This is a genomic window from Nocardioides sp. GCM10023255 (genome assembly GCF_042653125.1).
Lineage (GTDB): Bacteria > Actinomycetota > Actinomycetes > Propionibacteriales > Nocardioidaceae > Nocardioides.
Window position 1 is genome coordinate 112,640 of the sequence record NZ_JBHSHU010000007.1, and the last position, 14,057, is coordinate 126,696.

Consider the following 14,057-nt stretch of genomic DNA (forward strand, 5'->3'; position numbering starts at 1 on the left):
CTCGGATCAACCGCAGTCGGCATGCGAGCCGTCGGGGGTGCTGCCCGAGGCCAGGGCAGGGCGAGCCCCCGCCTGGGAGTCCGGGTCGCCACACCGAGGGCTCGGAGAAGTTGAACCTGGGCCGTCTTCCGGACCGAGGGGCCCGCATCCGTCAACCCTGCAGGACGCGTGGGCGGCGCCGCCTCGCGGCTCACGGCCGCCTCGCGATCGCCGAGTCGGCGCTTCCTCGCCTCCTCCGCTTCGCTCCCCCGACGAGGAACCGCCGACTCGGCTCGGTCCACACGTGAGAACACCCCGGGCCAAGCGCTGTGCGCTTGGCCCGGGGTGTGTCTCACGTGTGGAGCTGGCGGGAATCGAACCCGCGTCCTCGAGCGTCGAACCAGGTCTTCTCCGGGTGCAGTCCGTGATGTCGCTTTTCTCGGCCCCGGGGCTCGCACGAACACGTCCCCGACAGGCTCAGTCACGGTTTAGTCCCGCTCACCCTCCGCGACACGGAGTGAGCAGCAAGTCTCCTAGATGACGCCAGGATCCGGGACGGAGACGGATGCCCGGTCTGACGCTTCGATCACCGCTCAGGCGGCGAGAGCGAAGGAACTGCGCTTAGCGTTGGCAGTTATTGGTTTCCAGCGATCGTTTACGAGATGACGCTGGCTTCTCGACCCGCTTCCCCTGGAACTAACGTCCCAAGTCGAAACCGATCAGCCCCTCTTGAGTTGTGACCTGCGTGCACAGGCTATCCGACTCAACCAGCGGACTGCATCAGGCATTCCCCGCGGACGGTCCCGCGTAGCGGATCCGGACCACGACCTGCTCCGGCGGCAGCGACAGGTGCGGCCAGCGACGGTGGTAGGTGGACCGCGCCACCGCGTAGCCCGGGTCCCCGGGACTCAGCAGCTCCGCCGCACCGGGCACCCAGTCCCCGCCCCACAGCACCTCGACCGGGGTGCCGGGCTCGCGCAGGTTGCGCCACCAGGTCTTGTGCTCGGCATGCCCCGGCACCAGCACCAGACCACCGCTGTCGACGGCGTACTGCGCCGGGAAGCGGTAGCTGCGCCCGGTGCGTCGGCCACGGACGCCGAGGCCCACCAGCCGACGGTCGAGCCGGCCCCGCCACGGCGTGGCGAGCAGCCCGAGGACCAGCCGGTTGTGGGGCGCCGCGCCGTTCAGCGAGGCCAGGTGCCAGCCCGTGATGAGTCCGAGGACGGCACCGGCGAGTGCGCCGGTCGCGGCTCCGAGCAGCAGCAGCCTGGCCACCGGCCAGTCCTCACCGGGCGCCGAAGCACCCAGGAAGATCAGGCACATGGCCGGTGGCCAGGCGACCGCGTTGGCGCCGATCCAGCGCCACGGGTGGGTAGTCGCGCCGCGTAGGGCGACCGCCTGCGCGGACCCCAGCACGGGGCCCATCACCAGTCCCAGACCCGCGGCGCCGACAAGCACCAGCGGCAGCGGCGGGGCTGCCCCGCCGCCTTCCCCCATGAGAACGGCAGGTGCCGAGGCACCTGCCCACCCCAGGCCGGCGACGACCACGGTCATCAGCAGGTAGCGTCCCCTCTGCAGCGAGGACAGCCAGCCGCCGAGCGACCAGGCCTGCGCCGAGCCCAGCGCAATCCCTTCGACCAGGCCACCGGCGATGATGATCGCCAGCGCCCAGCCTGCACCTCCCCAAGGACCCGGTCGGTCGACGACGACCTGACCGGCATGCGACGCCCCCGCGGCCGCAGTCATCCCCAGAGCCTCGGCGACGGCACACAGCGCCGTCCAGCGCAGGACCGAGGGGGCCTGCTCCGTGGCCTCCGTCAGCGTGGCCACGGCACGGGTGGTCGACAGGCTCACCTGGATCCGACCACCAGCAGCGTCTGCACGCACGCGTCAACGGGGGAAGTGGTGTGCATGCGGAACAGTTCACCCGTCGGAGATTCGGCTCCACAGGGCCTAAGGTCCCGAGCGCCACAGGGCCACGAGGGTAAAGCGGGCGCCTCAGCCGAAGATGCGGGCGCCGTTCTCCCAGCACACGGCACGCAGCCAGTCCTCCCCCAGGCCGAGCCGCTCGAGCCCCTCGAGCTGGTGGGCGTAGGGGTACGGGATGGTCGGGAAGTCGCTCCCGAGCAGGAGCTTGTCCTGCAGGTCGACCAGCCGGCCCAGCAGCTCGCGCGGGAACGGCGCCTCGGCGTCGAAGAAGTCGGTGAACACCATGGTGGTGTCGAGGCAGGTGCGCTCGTAGGTCTCGGCGAGGGCCACGAACTCGGCGTACTCCGGAGCGCCCATGTGTGCGATCACGACCGCGAGGCGGGGGAACCGCTCCAGCACCCGGCGCAGCGGGTCGGGGCCAGTGAAGGCGTTGCCGACCGGCCCGGACCCGGCGTGCACGACGATCGGGGTGCCGGCGTCCTCGAGCGTGCCCCAGACGTGGTCGAGCTGCGGGTCGTCGAGGTGGAACTCGCCCACCTGCACGTGCACCTTGAACACCTCGACGCCGTCCGCGACCAGCTTCTCGACGTACGCCGGGGCGTCCGGCTCGGGGTAGAACGTCGCCGACCACAGGCTCTCGGGCACCCGCTCGGCGAACGATCGCGCCCAGTCGTTGAGGTACGTCGCGATGCCGGGCCGGTGCGCGTACGGCAACGTCGAGAAGCGGCGTACGCCGAGGGCGCGCAGCTGCTCGACCCGCTCCTCGTGGCTGCCGCGGTAGCGGATCGGCCACGGCCGACCGATCTTCGGGCCCGCGTCGTCGAACTGTGCGTAGACCTTGCGCTGGACGTTCTCGGGCAGAAAGTGGACGTGGACGTCGAACAGCCCGGGCAGGCCGAGGCCCGCCCACCAGGCCGGGACGTCCTCGTCGATCAATCCATGCCCTTCAGGCGCCGGCCCAGGGCCTGCTCCTTCTCGCGGTTGGCGGTGCGCTCTGCGATGGTCTGCCGCTTGTCCCACGACTTCTTGCCCTTGGCGAGCGCGATCTCGACCTTGGCCCGGCCGTCGAGGAAGTACAGCGACAGCGGGACGATCGTGAGGCCCTTCTCGTTGACCCGACGCTCGATCTTGTCGATCTCGGCACGGTTGAGCAGGAGCTTGCGCTTGCGCCGGGCGGCGTGGTTGGTCCAGGTGCCCTGGGAGTACTCCGGGATGTGCACGCCGTGCAGCCACGCCTCGTGGTCGTCGATGTCCACGAACCCGTCGACGAGGGACGCGCGTCCCGCCCGCAACGACTTGACCTCGGTCCCCATGAGCACCAGGCCGGCCTCGAAGGTGTCCTCGATGTGGTAGTCGTGCCGCGCCTTCTTGTTCTGCGCGATGAGCTTGCGCCCCTGTTCCTTCGGCATCCCGCCATTCTCTCAGGAGCGGGCAACCGGGTTCACACGCAACCCGGTCCACCCACGGCGTGTCAGAACCAGTTCATCGGGTTGACCGGCGTGCCGTTCACCATGACCGTGAAGTGCAGGTGGCAGGCCGTCGACCAGCCGGTGGTGCCGGCGTACCCGACGATCTCGCCGCGGGAGACGTGCGCACCCCCACCGACCCGGTAGCGGGAGAGGTGGTTGTAGATCACCGTGACGTTCTTGCCGTTGACCGTGCCGAGGTTGAGGTAGAGGCGGTTGCCCCAGACCGAGGAGTAGTACTCCGACATCACGGTGCCCGACCCGGCGGCCCGCAGCGGGGTGCCGCAGGGTGCGTGGAAGTCGTCGCCGTCGTGCAGGCCCCAGTAGTGGTAGATCGGGTGCTCGCGGTAGCCGAAGGGCGAGGTGACGTAGCTGTTCGCGACCGGACGCTCGAGGAAGCCGCCGGTGCTCCCGCGGTAGCCGCCGTGCGCGTGCTGGGCCTGGGCCAGGATCCGCTGCTTGATCCGCCGCTCCTGCTTGCGCAGCCGGGCCAGCGCCGCCCGGTCGTGGGCGTGGGCGCGGCTCGCGGCCTGCCGGGCGCTCCGGCGGGAGTCGACCAGCTCGTGCACCTTCTGGCTTGCCGCGCGCGTCTCGTCGACGAGCTTGCGCATCGTGACCAGGTGCTCGGCAGCCGCACGGCGCTGCACCTCCACCTCGTCGGTGGCCTTCTGCACCTCGTCCTTGCGGACCGCCAGCAGGACCTCGGCGGCGTGCAGGTCGTCGTAGGCCCGCGTCTCGCGGCCGACGATGACGTTGCGGGCCTCCATCCGGCGGGTGAGGTCGGCCGGGCTCTGCGCGTCGAGCAGCGAGGAGAACACGATCAGCTCCGGGTCGCCCTCCTCGTAGATCGAGGTGATCGTGTCGGTGACCTGCTCGTGCTGGTCGTCCAGGGCCTGCTGTCCGGTGGCCAGGTCGGCCTGCGCGTTCGCGAGCCGCTCCTCGGCCTCGGCGAGCCGCTTCTTCATCTCCTCGTCGCGCAGCTGCGCGGCGTCGCGCTTGTGCCGGGCGGCGTGCAGCTCGTCCCGCGCGTCAGCGAGCGCGGAGCGGGCCCGGTCCAGCGCCACCGTCGCTCGGCGCAGGCGCTTGCTGGACTCGCCCAGGTCGTGGGTGGCCGAGTGGATCTGGCCCTGGACGTGCTTCTGCCTGTCCTTGAGGTCGTCGGCGTTCGCCTGGGGAGCGGCCAGCGCGCCCGCCGCCACCGCGCAGGCCAGGGAGGCTGCGGCGAGACGACGGCGTGCGGTACGGGGGAAGGAGCGCACCGTTCTGCCTTCGTGGTCCGGGGGAAGTGAACGGCTCGACCGTAACCCGCGCGACTCAGACTTTGAGGTATTTGCGGGTCAGCACGAGTGTCGGCAGCAGCGTGAGGATCGGGCCGAGCACGGCGATGGCGATCAGGGCGGTGGTGTACTCGTTGATCCCGATCCACGGCATGAACTTCAGACCGGTCGCCGCGCGCTGGTCGATGCCGAAGTACATGAACGCCGCGAGCGCGCCACCGGCGAGGGCGACGCCGATCAGCGCGGTGACGAGCGCCTCGAGGAGGAACGGCAGCGCGATGTAGAGCGTCGAGGCACCGACCAGCCGCATGATGCCGATCTCCTTGCGCCGCGCGAAGGCCGCGAGCCGGATCGTGTTGCCGACCAGCAGCAGTGCCGCGAGCACCAGGAACGCCGCGGTGCCGAGGGCACCCCACTGCAGGGCGTTGATCGACCCGTAGATCGGCTTGAGCACGTTGCGCATGTCCCGGATCCCGGAGACGCCGTCGAGGCCGACCACCGCGCTGGTGATGCCCTTGTACTGCTCGGGGTCCTTCAGCGTGATCCACACCGACTCGGGCATGTCCGCGGCCGTGGCCGCCGGGTTGGGGCCCTCGAACTTGTCCGGACCGAGGAGCTCCTTGACCTTGTCGAAGGCCTCCTCCTTGGACTCGAAGTGGTAGTCCGAGACCTCGGGGTTCTCGTCGACGACCTTCTCGATCGCCGACTTCTGGGCGTCGGTCACCTCACCGGTGCAGGCCGGGTTGTCGTCCTTCTCCTTGCACAGCCAGACCGTGATCTGGAGCTGGTTGCCCCAGTGCTCGGCGGCCTTGTCGGCCTGCTGGTTCAGCAGGACGCCGAGGCCGACGAGGGTGAGGGAGACGAACAGGGTGAGGACGACCGCGATGTGCATCGACAGGTTGCGGCGCAGACCCTGGCCGAGCTCGGAGAAGACGTAACGCAGCTGCATGAAGGTCTCTGGCTCTCTTCAGTGCTCTGGGGAGGTGGACTGGGAGTCGAATCGATCAGTGCTGGAAGCCGTAGACGCCCTGCGCCTGGTCGCGGATGACGCGGCCGTCGTCGAGCTCGATGACGCGCTTGCGCATCTGGTCGACGATCCCGGCGTCGTGGGTCGCCATCAGCACGGTGGTGCCGGTGCGGTTGATCCGGTCGAGGAGCTTCATGATGCCCACCGACGTGGTGGGGTCGAGGTTGCCGGTGGGCTCGTCGCAGATGAGGATCTGCGGGCGGTTGACGAACGCGCGCGCGATCGCGACCCGCTGCTGCTCACCGCCCGAGAGCTCGTCGGGCATCCGGTCGCCCTTGCCCTCGAGCCCGACCAGCTCGAGCGTCTCGGGGACCAGGTCGGCGATCTCGGACTTCGTCCGGCCGATGACCTGGAGCGCGAACGCGACGTTCTCGCTCACGGTCTTGTTGGGCAGCAGCCGGAAGTCCTGGAAGACGGTGCCGATCGAGCGGCGCAGGCGCGGCACCTTCCACGCGGCGAGCCGGTTGATCTCCTTGCCGGCGACGTACACGCGACCAGACGTGGGGCGGTACTCGCGGAGGATCAGGCGCAGGAACGTGGACTTGCCGGACCCCGAGGCCCCGACGAGGAAGACGAACTCGCCCTTCTCCACGTCGACCGTCACCTGGTCGAGGGCAGGGCTTCCCATGCCGGGATAGGTCTTGGTGACCTTCTCGAAACGAATCACGTGGATCGAGGGTAGTCGAGATTCCTGAGAGTGCAGGGATGCCCTCGAGCAGGCGTGGCCGGGGTCACGCCCGGGTCAGGACGGGCTGTCGACGACCCACCACGCGGCGTACGGCGGCAGCCACACCACGCCGTCGGCCCCGGCCGTCACCGCGTGCGCCCCGAGGGCGTCGTAGGGCCGGGTCAGCCCGGCCTCCTCGAGCCGGTGCATCGGGAACGGGCGCGGGCCGGCCGTCACGTTGTAGAGCCCGACCATCGGGCCGCTCGGGTGGCTGCGGACGACCGCCAGGACCCCGTCGTCGGTGTCGGTGAGCACCTGAAGCGGGGCGGAGGCGTGCAGCTGCGGCAGCGACGCCCGCACCCGCGCCAGGTGGGCCACGCCGCCGAAGACCCGGCCGGGCACGCTGCGCAGGTCGTGGCGCCGCTCGGCCCGCTCCCAGTCGAGGCGGGGGCGGTGGGCCCACCGGTTGTCGTCCTCGTGCCCGGGCTCGTCGGCCCAGTGGGGGTCGTTGGGCTGGCCGAGCTCGTCACCGCTCCAGATCACGGGGACACCACCCCAGCCGGCCACGATCGCGTGGGCGAGGAAGATCCGGGCCAGCCCCGCGGTCGGGTCGGTGTCCAGCCCGACCAGCGACGCGGCGGTGCCGCTGATCCGCTTGTCCCCCGTCTCCGGGTTGTGCTGGAAGACCAGCCCCTCGGCCCAGGAGCCCGGGAACTCGCCGGAGTACCAGTCCGCGAGGAACCGCCGGTGGCCGCCGCCGCTCAGCCCCACGCCCGCGGCGTCGCCGTCGTCGATCGCCCAGCCGATGTCGTCGTGGCAGCGGACGTAGGTGATCCAGGTGCCGGTCGCGGGGGTGGGCGGCAGCGCGGCCAGGGCGTGCCGGGCGAGCACGGTCTCGCCGGTCGCCAGCATCGACCACACCTGGACCATGAGGCTGTTGTGGTAGGCGAGGTCGCTGAGGCGGCCGGCGTGCGGGCCCAGGCCGAGGTACTGCACGAGGTCGCGGGGGCCGACGATCGCCTCGGCCTTGAACGCGAGGGCCGGGGCGGCGATCCGCGCCACGGTCCGCAGGGCCTGCACGACCGCGTGCACCTCGGGCTGGTTCTGGCAGCTGGTGCCGAGCCGCTTCCAGACGAAGGCCACCGCGTCGAGCCGCAGCACCTCCACCCCGAGGTTGGCCAGGAACAGGATGATGTCGGCGAACTCCACCATCACCTCGGGGTTGCCCCAGTCGAGGTCCCACTGCCACTCGTTGAAGGTGGTCCAGACCCAGCCCCGGACCTCGTCGTCCCAGGTGAAGTTGCCGGGGGCGAAGTCGGGGAAGACCTCGGGCAGCGTCGCCTCGTAGGCGTCGGGGAGGGTGCGGTCGGGGTGGATGTGGAAGTAGTCGCGGTACGCCGGCTCCCCCGCCCGCGCCTTCGCGGCCCACTCGTGCTCGCGGGCGACGTGGTTGAGCACCAGGTCCACGACCAGGCTGATGCCGCGCTCGCGCAGCGTGGCGGCGAGCGCGCGCAGGTCCTCGGTGGTGCCGAGGTCGGCCCGGACGGTGCGGTAGTCGGCCACGGCGTAGCCGCCGTCGTTGTCACCCTCGCGCGGCTGGAGCAGCGGCATCAGGTGGAGGTAGCTCACTCCGAGGTCGGAGAGGTAGTCGAGCCGTTCGCCGATGCCGGCGAGGTCGCCCGCGAACCGCTCGGCGTAGCAGGCGTAGCCGAACATCCCGGGCTGCTGCAGCCAGTCGGGGCGCAGCAGCCGACGCTGGTCGAGGCGGTGCAACGCGGCCGGGCGGGCGGCGTACCCGCGGGCCGCGATCCCGATCAGGCGGGCCGCGACGGCCTCCGGCTCGGGGTAGAGCCTGGCGAGCGCGTCGACCAGGTCGTCGGCCCAGCGGTCCACCCGGAGGGCGAACTCGTCGCAGCGCTCGGCGCCCAGGCCGGTGAGGCCGGGCGTCGCAGCCGCGAGGAGGTCGTCGCGCAGGGTCATCGGATGCATTCAAGCGCACCCGACGCCGTATGTTGAGGCCCATGTCCACGCCCGCGTCCGACGTACGCCGTCTCGTGCCCGCCGCGCTGGTCGCCATGCTCACCCTGGTCGGCACCACGTCCTGCTCGGGGGACGACGAGCCGAAGCCCTCGGGGACCCCCTCGCCGTCCGCGACACCGCTGAGCGCCATCGACACGACGGCCCTCGTCGTACGTCGCGAGGAGATCTGCCCCAAGCTGGGCACCGAGGCGGTCGAGGCCGCGCTGGGCAGCTCCGACCACAGCAACACCTCCTACGAGAACGGCGACACCGCCCAGCTGACCCCGGAGGTCAAGGACGTCGCCCACGAGTACGGCTGCACCTGGGAGAGCGCCGACGGCCGGGTGGCCAGGGCCTGGGTCTTCGCTCCCCCGACCACCCCGCAGCAGGCCCGCCAGCTGCGACGGGACGCCCTGCGGCCCGGCTGCGCCGCCGCCCGGCGGGTGGACTTCGGGTCGATCTCGGTCACCACCCGGTGCGGGACGAGGAAGACCGTCGAGGAGGGCTACTACGGGCTCTTCGGCGACGCGTGGCTCAGCTGCACCCTGGCCGACCCGAAGCCGGAGTCCGAGGACCTCACCGAGCGGGCCGACGACTGGTGCGGCGCGGTGGCGCTCGCGGCGGCCTCCTGACCCCTACCGTCGTCGCACCAGGGAGAGGGGACCCGATGCACCAGACGATGGCGACGGCACTGGCGGTCGTGACGATCTCGACGGCGCTCCTGGCGCCCGGCCCGGCGGCGCACGCGGGGACCGCGGTCACCTGCGGGGGCCTCACGGCGACCATCGTGCGCGGTGACGGCGACGACGTCGTCCAGGGCACCACCGGCGACGACGTCGTCGTCCTCGGCGGCGGCCGTGACTACTACGACGACCCCGGCGGCGACGACGTCGTGTGCGGGGGCGGCGGCTCCGACGACATCCGGCCGGGCAGCGGCACCGACCTCGTGCTCGGCGGCCCCGGGGACGACGACGTGACCGACGGGCCGGGCACCGACAGCTTCCGCGGCGGGCCCGGCCTCGACGGACTCTCCTTCGACGGCGACGGGCTGCGGCTCGACATCGGCTCGGGCCACGAGCGCGGCAGCGGCCGCGACTCCTTCGCCGACGTCGAGGCGTTCTACGGCACGCCCGGTGACGACCGGGTCGTCGGCACGAGCGGGCCCGACGGGTTCGGCGGCAACGGCGGCGACGACGACGTGGCACTCGGGGGTGGCGCCGACCAGGCCCAGGTGATGGCCGGCTCCCGTGTCGACGGTGGCGCGGGCCGGGACCACCTCGTCGTCCAGGAGCGCAGCGTGGCCGTGGGTGGCGCGGGACAGGACTTCCTCGAGTCGGTGCTCGGCTCTCCTCGGTTGCTGGGCGGGCGCGGCGCCGACGTGCTGCAGGCGAACCTGTCGACGCCCTCGGTCCGTGGTGGCAGCGGGCGGGACACGTTCGGCGGCTGGTTCGGCGCCGAGGGGATGAGCGTGGACCTCGCCGCCGGGACGGCCGAGAGCCCGGTGGCCGGCGGGTTCGCGGTGGTCGGGGTCGAGGACGTCACCGGCACGGCGTACGACGACGTGCTGCGCGGCGACGACGGCCCGAACCGGCTGCTCGGCGGTGGCGGCGCGGACCGGCTCGGTGGTCGGCGCGGGGCCGACGTGCTCGACGGCGGCGACGGCCCGGACCGGGCGAACGGCGGGCCGGGGCAGGACACCTGCAGCGCCGAGGTCGTCGTCGGCTGCTGAGGGCGACCCGGGCACCTCTCCTCTTTTGTCGACCAAGTCAGTATGATTACAACTGGCAGCAGACGACAAGGAGCGCCCATGCACCTCTCCTCCAGGTTCCGCATCCAGCGCCGGTCCGGATCCGGCCTGCCTCCGACAGCGCTGCGCGACGAGCTCGACCGCAACGAGCACCTCGATGACGAGAGCCAGGACCGGGACGCCGCCGACTACGCGGGCGTCGAGGCGACGGCCTGCCCGGCGGTCTTCCTGGGCTGACCCGCACCGCCGGGTTCTACCCAGATCTGCGCAAGACTCCCCTGCTCGGGGAGCCGCGCTCCTCCTCCCTCCCGACGCTGGGGTCGGGGGTGAGGAGGCGGGACCATGGCGCTGGGGACACCCCGACACGGGGCGGTCGACTGGGCGGCCGTGCTCGTCCTCGCGACCGTGGGGCCGACCCCGGCGGGCAGCGCGGAGGCGGCGACCGGCGCCGCACCGCCCACGGACGTGGCCGTGCGGACCTGGGACCCCGTGGAGCAGGAACCCCAGGTGGCGCGCTGGCCGGGCTGAGCCGGACGGAGCTGCCCCCGGTGACATCGATGCGGACCTTCCAGCTGCACAGCCTTCCCGGCTCGCAGCACACGATCTTCCTCGACTTCGACGGCGCCACCGTGAGCTACGAGGTCGGCCACAACTTCGGCCTGCTCCACGACGGGAACGCCCACGACTACTACGCCAGCGGCCACGGCTCGTGGGCGCCGATCATGGGCGCGGGCTTCGACCGTCCGGTCACCCAGTGGAGCCACGGCGACCACGCCGGCGCGAACAACCAGCAGGACGACCTGGCCGTCATCGGGCGAACGGCGCACCGCTGCGGGCCGACGAGGCTCCTGACCTGGTCACCGGCGCGGGACCGCCACCGGGGGGCGGTCGAGGGGTACGACGGCTACGCCAGCCTGGGGGCGTACACCCTCAGCCAGAGCGGGTGCGAGCCCCCGCCGGGTGTGCCCTAGTTGGCGTCGGCCTTCTCGGCGCCACGACGCCAGCGGATGCCGGCCTCGAGGAAGCCGTCGAGCTCGCCGTCGAAGACCGCGCTGGGGTTGCCGACCTCGTAGCCGGTCCGCAGGTCCTTGACGATCTGGTAGGGGTTGAGGACGTAGTTGCGCATCTGGTCGCCCCAGCTGGCCGCCACGTCGCCGCGCATCTCGTCGAGCTGCGCCTTCTCCTCGGCCTTCTTCAGGGCGAGGAGCTTGGCCTTCAGCACGACCATCGCGCTGGCCTTGTTCTGCAGCTGGCTCTTCTCGTTCTGGCAGCTGACGACCACGCCGGTGGGGATGTGGGTCAGGCGCACCGCGGAGTCCGTGGTGTTGACGGACTGGCCGCCGGGGCCGCCGGAGCGGTAGACGTCGACGCGGATCTCCTCGTCGGGCACGTCGATCTCGTCGGTCTGCTCGAGGACCGGCACGACCTCGACCGCGGCGAAGCTGGTCTGGCGGCGGCCCTGGTTGTCGAACGGGCTGATCCGGACCAGGCGGTGGGTGCCGGCCTCGACGCTCAGCGTGCCGTAGGCGTAGGGCGCGTGGATCGCGAAGGTGGCGGACTTCAGGCCCGCCTCCTCGGCGTAGGAGGTGTCGAACACCTCGACGGGGTACTTGTGCTGCTCGGCCCAGCGGACGTACATCCGCATCAGCATCTCGGCGAAGTCGGCGGCGTCCACCCCACCGGCACCGGCGCGGATGGTCACCAGCGCCTCGCGGGCGTCGTACTCACCGGAGAGCAGGGTGCGGACCTCGAGCGCCTCGACCGCCTTCTTGATCCTGCCCAGCTCGGACTCGGCCTCGGCGATCGCGTCGGCGTCGCCCTCCTCCTGGCCGAGCTCGACCATGATGCCGAGGTCCTCGACCCGGTTCTGGAGGGCGGTGAAGCGGTCCAGCTCGCCCTGCAGGGCCGAGAGGCGGCCGGTCACGCGGGTCGCGTTGTCCTGGTCGTCCCACAGGTCGGGCGCCGCCACCTGCTCGCCGAGGTCGGCGATCTCCTTGCGCATCGCATCGACGTCCAGCACCTGCTCGATGGTGCGCATGGTCGCCTGGAGCTGCTTGATCTCGGAGTCGAAGTCGGGGCCTGCCACAAGGCACGAGCCTACGGCAGGCAGCCACGCTCCCCGAAACGCGGCTGCGCCGAGGGATCAGGCGCGGCGGCCGAAGACCTGGGAGACGTACCACCGGCCGTCGTCGCCCCGGCGCGCGGCGACCGCGATCCGGCGGTAGCGGCGCTCGAGGATGTTGGCGCGGTGGTCCGGTGACCTCATCCAGCCCTGGTTCACGACGGCCTTGCCGGTCGGGAACCCGACGGCGACGTTCTCCCCGGTGATGCTGAGCCGGCACTCCTCCAGGATCACGCCGAGGTCCTGGTGGTAGATCCGCTCCTGCCTCGCCATCCGCTTCGCCTGCCTGCGGGCGAACTGCTGCAGGCAGTCGCTGTGCTTGAGGTGCACCCGGTCGTGCTCGGCGCGCTGGTGGTTGGTGGCCTTGACGGCGGCGGCGGAGTACGACGCCGCCGTGGCTGCCTGCGCGGGCGGCGCGAGCGTGAGGGCGGTCGCCAGGGCGACGAGCGTGGCCGCGAGCGAGGTCCGGGTGACCATGTCTTCTCCCTGGGTCCGAGTCCTGGGAGCACGATCGTAAGGCTTTCAGTTCGCCGGACCGGCACTGACGAAGCGATGGAACGGCAAGGAGGTGTACAGCACGGCCGCGCGTTCGCGGCCGGGTACGCCGTTGCGCTGGGGCAGGTCGGACCCGACGAGCTCGAACACCACGCGACCGTCGGTCAGGGTGTAGCGCAACGTCGTGGTGGGGGTGGTCGACTGGTGCCACCCGAGCCGGACCCGTCGGCCGTGCTCGGAGAGCGTCCCCCAGCCGAGGCCGGAGCGGTACGGGTCGGCCTCGGTCCCCAGCCAGAGGCTGTAGCCGCCCATCAGCCTCGTCACGAGCGTCAGGCGCGCTCCGCCGCGCTCCGGCCTGGCGGCCCACCGGGCGGCCAGGCCGGTCTCCCCCGCGCGGCGCAGCAGGGTCCCGAGCTCGGCCGGCGAGAGCGGGCGGGTGTGCCAGTGCCCGTCGAGGGGCGAGGTCGCGAAGACCTCCCCGCCCGAGGGCAGCGGCTGCTCGGTCCGGGTCACCGGCGCCGGGTGCGGTGGGGGCGGCCGGACCCCGTCCTGGGCGACGACGGCGATCCCGCCGAGCGCGAGCCCCAGGACGCCGGCCGCCGTGACCGCCGCGCGGCGGATGCGCACGCGGCCGACGGCCGCACGGGCTCCGGGCGGCTGCACCATGCGCTCGACCTCGACGACGAGATCGTCGAAGCCCCGGTCCAGGTCGGTGTCAGGCATGACGTGCCTCCTCGGGAGTCGGCGCCTCGGACAGGAGGGGCACCAGTGCCTCGCGCCCGCGGGCGAGCCGGGCCTTGACGGTGCCGAGCGGCGCCTGCTCCATCCGCGCGATCTCGGCGACCGGCAGGTCGCCGATGTGGTGGAGCACGATCGCGCGACGGGTCTCCTCCGACAGGGTCCGCAGCGCCGCGACGAGCGAGAGGGTCGTCAGGTCGGGTGGGTCCGCGTCCCGCGGCGGTGGCGCGGAGCGCAGGAAGCTGCGCGCGGTCTGTCGCCGGCGCAGGGTGCTGATCGCCCGGTTGACCGTCACGTGCCGGACCCACGCGGCCGGGTCGTCGTACCCGCTGATCGAGCGCCACCGGCGCCAGGCCGCGACGTAGCCGTCCTGGGCGGCGTCCTCGGCCTCGCGGAGGTCGCCGAGGACGGCGAACGCGCAGGCCACGGTCCGGCCGAAGGTCGCTTCGTAGAAGCTCGTGAAGTCCGTGACCCGTGTCGACGCCATGTCGACCTCCGCTGCTGCTGGAGCCGCCCCGCCGGCGACCACCCGAAGCAGACACGCGTGGGGCGTCGTCCGGGTTGCCGACCGTCCCAGACTGGTCCCGCGCG

Annotated in this window: 16 protein-coding genes and 1 other RNA gene; 5 read left to right on the plus strand and 12 right to left on the minus strand. The window is 72.0% G+C overall.

Translation table 11 applies throughout. The features are described 5' to 3' along the window. Window positions 1-335: 335 nt before the first annotated feature. The 8 genes from ssrA to ACFO9I_RS12715 form a co-directional block, all read right to left on the minus strand. Window positions 336-706, minus strand: a transfer-messenger RNA (tmRNA) gene (gene ssrA / locus ACFO9I_RS12680). A 53-nt stretch (window positions 707-759) separates the two neighbouring features. After that, on the minus strand, window positions 760-1,833 hold the full coding sequence (locus tag ACFO9I_RS12685) for a hypothetical protein (RefSeq protein WP_379181340.1): 1,074 nt from the start codon (window positions 1,831-1,833) through the stop codon (window positions 760-762). A gap of 144 nt (window positions 1,834-1,977) precedes the next feature. Next, window positions 1,978-2,844 (minus strand): amidohydrolase family protein, encoded by an 867-nt coding sequence (locus tag ACFO9I_RS12690; RefSeq protein ID WP_379181342.1) that lies wholly within the window; start codon window positions 2,842-2,844, stop codon window positions 1,978-1,980. After that, complete coding sequence (smpB, locus tag ACFO9I_RS12695) at window positions 2,841-3,317, minus strand: SsrA-binding protein SmpB (RefSeq protein ID WP_379181344.1); 477 nt, start codon at window positions 3,315-3,317, stop codon at window positions 2,841-2,843. Before smpB ends, ACFO9I_RS12690 begins: the two co-directional genes overlap by 4 nt. A gap of 62 nt (window positions 3,318-3,379) precedes the next feature. After that, entirely contained in the window at window positions 3,380-4,633 is a 1,254-nt protein-coding gene (locus tag ACFO9I_RS12700) for a peptidoglycan DD-metalloendopeptidase family protein (protein WP_379181346.1), read from the minus strand. 55 nt (window positions 4,634-4,688) lie between these two features. Then, the gene (gene ftsX, locus ACFO9I_RS12705) at window positions 4,689-5,600 is read right to left on the minus strand and encodes a permease-like cell division protein FtsX (protein WP_379181348.1); all 912 of its coding nucleotides are present in this window, start codon (window positions 5,598-5,600) and stop codon (window positions 4,689-4,691) included. A 55-nt stretch (window positions 5,601-5,655) separates the two neighbouring features. Then, on the minus strand, window positions 5,656-6,345 hold the full coding sequence (gene ftsE / locus ACFO9I_RS12710) for a cell division ATP-binding protein FtsE (protein WP_379181350.1): 690 nt from the start codon (window positions 6,343-6,345) through the stop codon (window positions 5,656-5,658). A 75-nt stretch (window positions 6,346-6,420) separates the two neighbouring features. Next, on the minus strand, window positions 6,421-8,325 hold the full coding sequence (locus ACFO9I_RS12715; protein ID WP_379181352.1) for an alpha-amylase family protein: 1,905 nt from the start codon (window positions 8,323-8,325) through the stop codon (window positions 6,421-6,423). Window positions 8,326-8,366: 41 nt separating this feature from the next. On the opposite strand from ACFO9I_RS12715, the gene ACFO9I_RS12720 reads away from it, so the two are divergent. From ACFO9I_RS12720 to ACFO9I_RS12740, 5 genes are all read left to right on the plus strand, one after another. Next, window positions 8,367-8,996: a hypothetical protein gene (locus tag ACFO9I_RS12720; RefSeq protein ID WP_379181354.1), complete on the plus strand. Its 630-nt coding sequence runs from the start codon at window positions 8,367-8,369 to the stop codon at window positions 8,994-8,996. 35 nt (window positions 8,997-9,031) lie between these two features. After that, window positions 9,032-10,093, plus strand: a complete 1,062-nt coding sequence (locus tag ACFO9I_RS12725; RefSeq protein WP_379181356.1) for a hypothetical protein — start codon at window positions 9,032-9,034, stop codon at window positions 10,091-10,093. A 78-nt stretch (window positions 10,094-10,171) separates the two neighbouring features. Continuing rightward, a complete protein-coding gene (locus ACFO9I_RS12730) occupies window positions 10,172-10,348 on the plus strand; it encodes a hypothetical protein (protein ID WP_379181358.1) in 177 nt (58 codons plus the stop codon). 105 nt (window positions 10,349-10,453) lie between these two features. Continuing rightward, a complete protein-coding gene (locus tag ACFO9I_RS12735; protein ID WP_379181360.1) occupies window positions 10,454-10,639 on the plus strand; it encodes a hypothetical protein in 186 nt (61 codons plus the stop codon). 20 nt (window positions 10,640-10,659) lie between these two features. Continuing rightward, window positions 10,660-11,082 (plus strand): hypothetical protein, encoded by a 423-nt coding sequence (locus ACFO9I_RS12740; RefSeq protein ID WP_379181362.1) that lies wholly within the window; start codon window positions 10,660-10,662, stop codon window positions 11,080-11,082. On the opposite strand, the gene prfB is transcribed toward ACFO9I_RS12740, so the two are convergent. Genes prfB through ACFO9I_RS12760 form a run of 4 tightly spaced genes read right to left on the minus strand, consistent with a single transcriptional unit; the run spans window position 11,079 to window position 13,953 of the window. Then, a complete protein-coding gene (prfB, locus tag ACFO9I_RS12745; protein ID WP_379181364.1) occupies window positions 11,079-12,197 on the minus strand; it encodes a peptide chain release factor 2 in 1,119 nt (372 codons plus the stop codon). The genes ACFO9I_RS12740 and prfB overlap by 4 nt on opposite strands. Window positions 12,198-12,254: 57 nt before the next feature. After that, the gene (locus ACFO9I_RS12750) at window positions 12,255-12,710 is read right to left on the minus strand and encodes a CAP domain-containing protein (protein WP_379181366.1); all 456 of its coding nucleotides are present in this window, start codon (window positions 12,708-12,710) and stop codon (window positions 12,255-12,257) included. 45 nt (window positions 12,711-12,755) lie between these two features. Next, entirely contained in the window at window positions 12,756-13,451 is a 696-nt protein-coding gene (locus tag ACFO9I_RS12755) for a hypothetical protein (RefSeq protein WP_379181368.1), read from the minus strand. Continuing rightward, on the minus strand, window positions 13,444-13,953 hold the full coding sequence (locus tag ACFO9I_RS12760) for an RNA polymerase sigma factor (protein WP_379181369.1): 510 nt from the start codon (window positions 13,951-13,953) through the stop codon (window positions 13,444-13,446). Before ACFO9I_RS12760 ends, ACFO9I_RS12755 begins: the two co-directional genes overlap by 8 nt. Window positions 13,954-14,057: the final 104 nt, after the last annotated feature.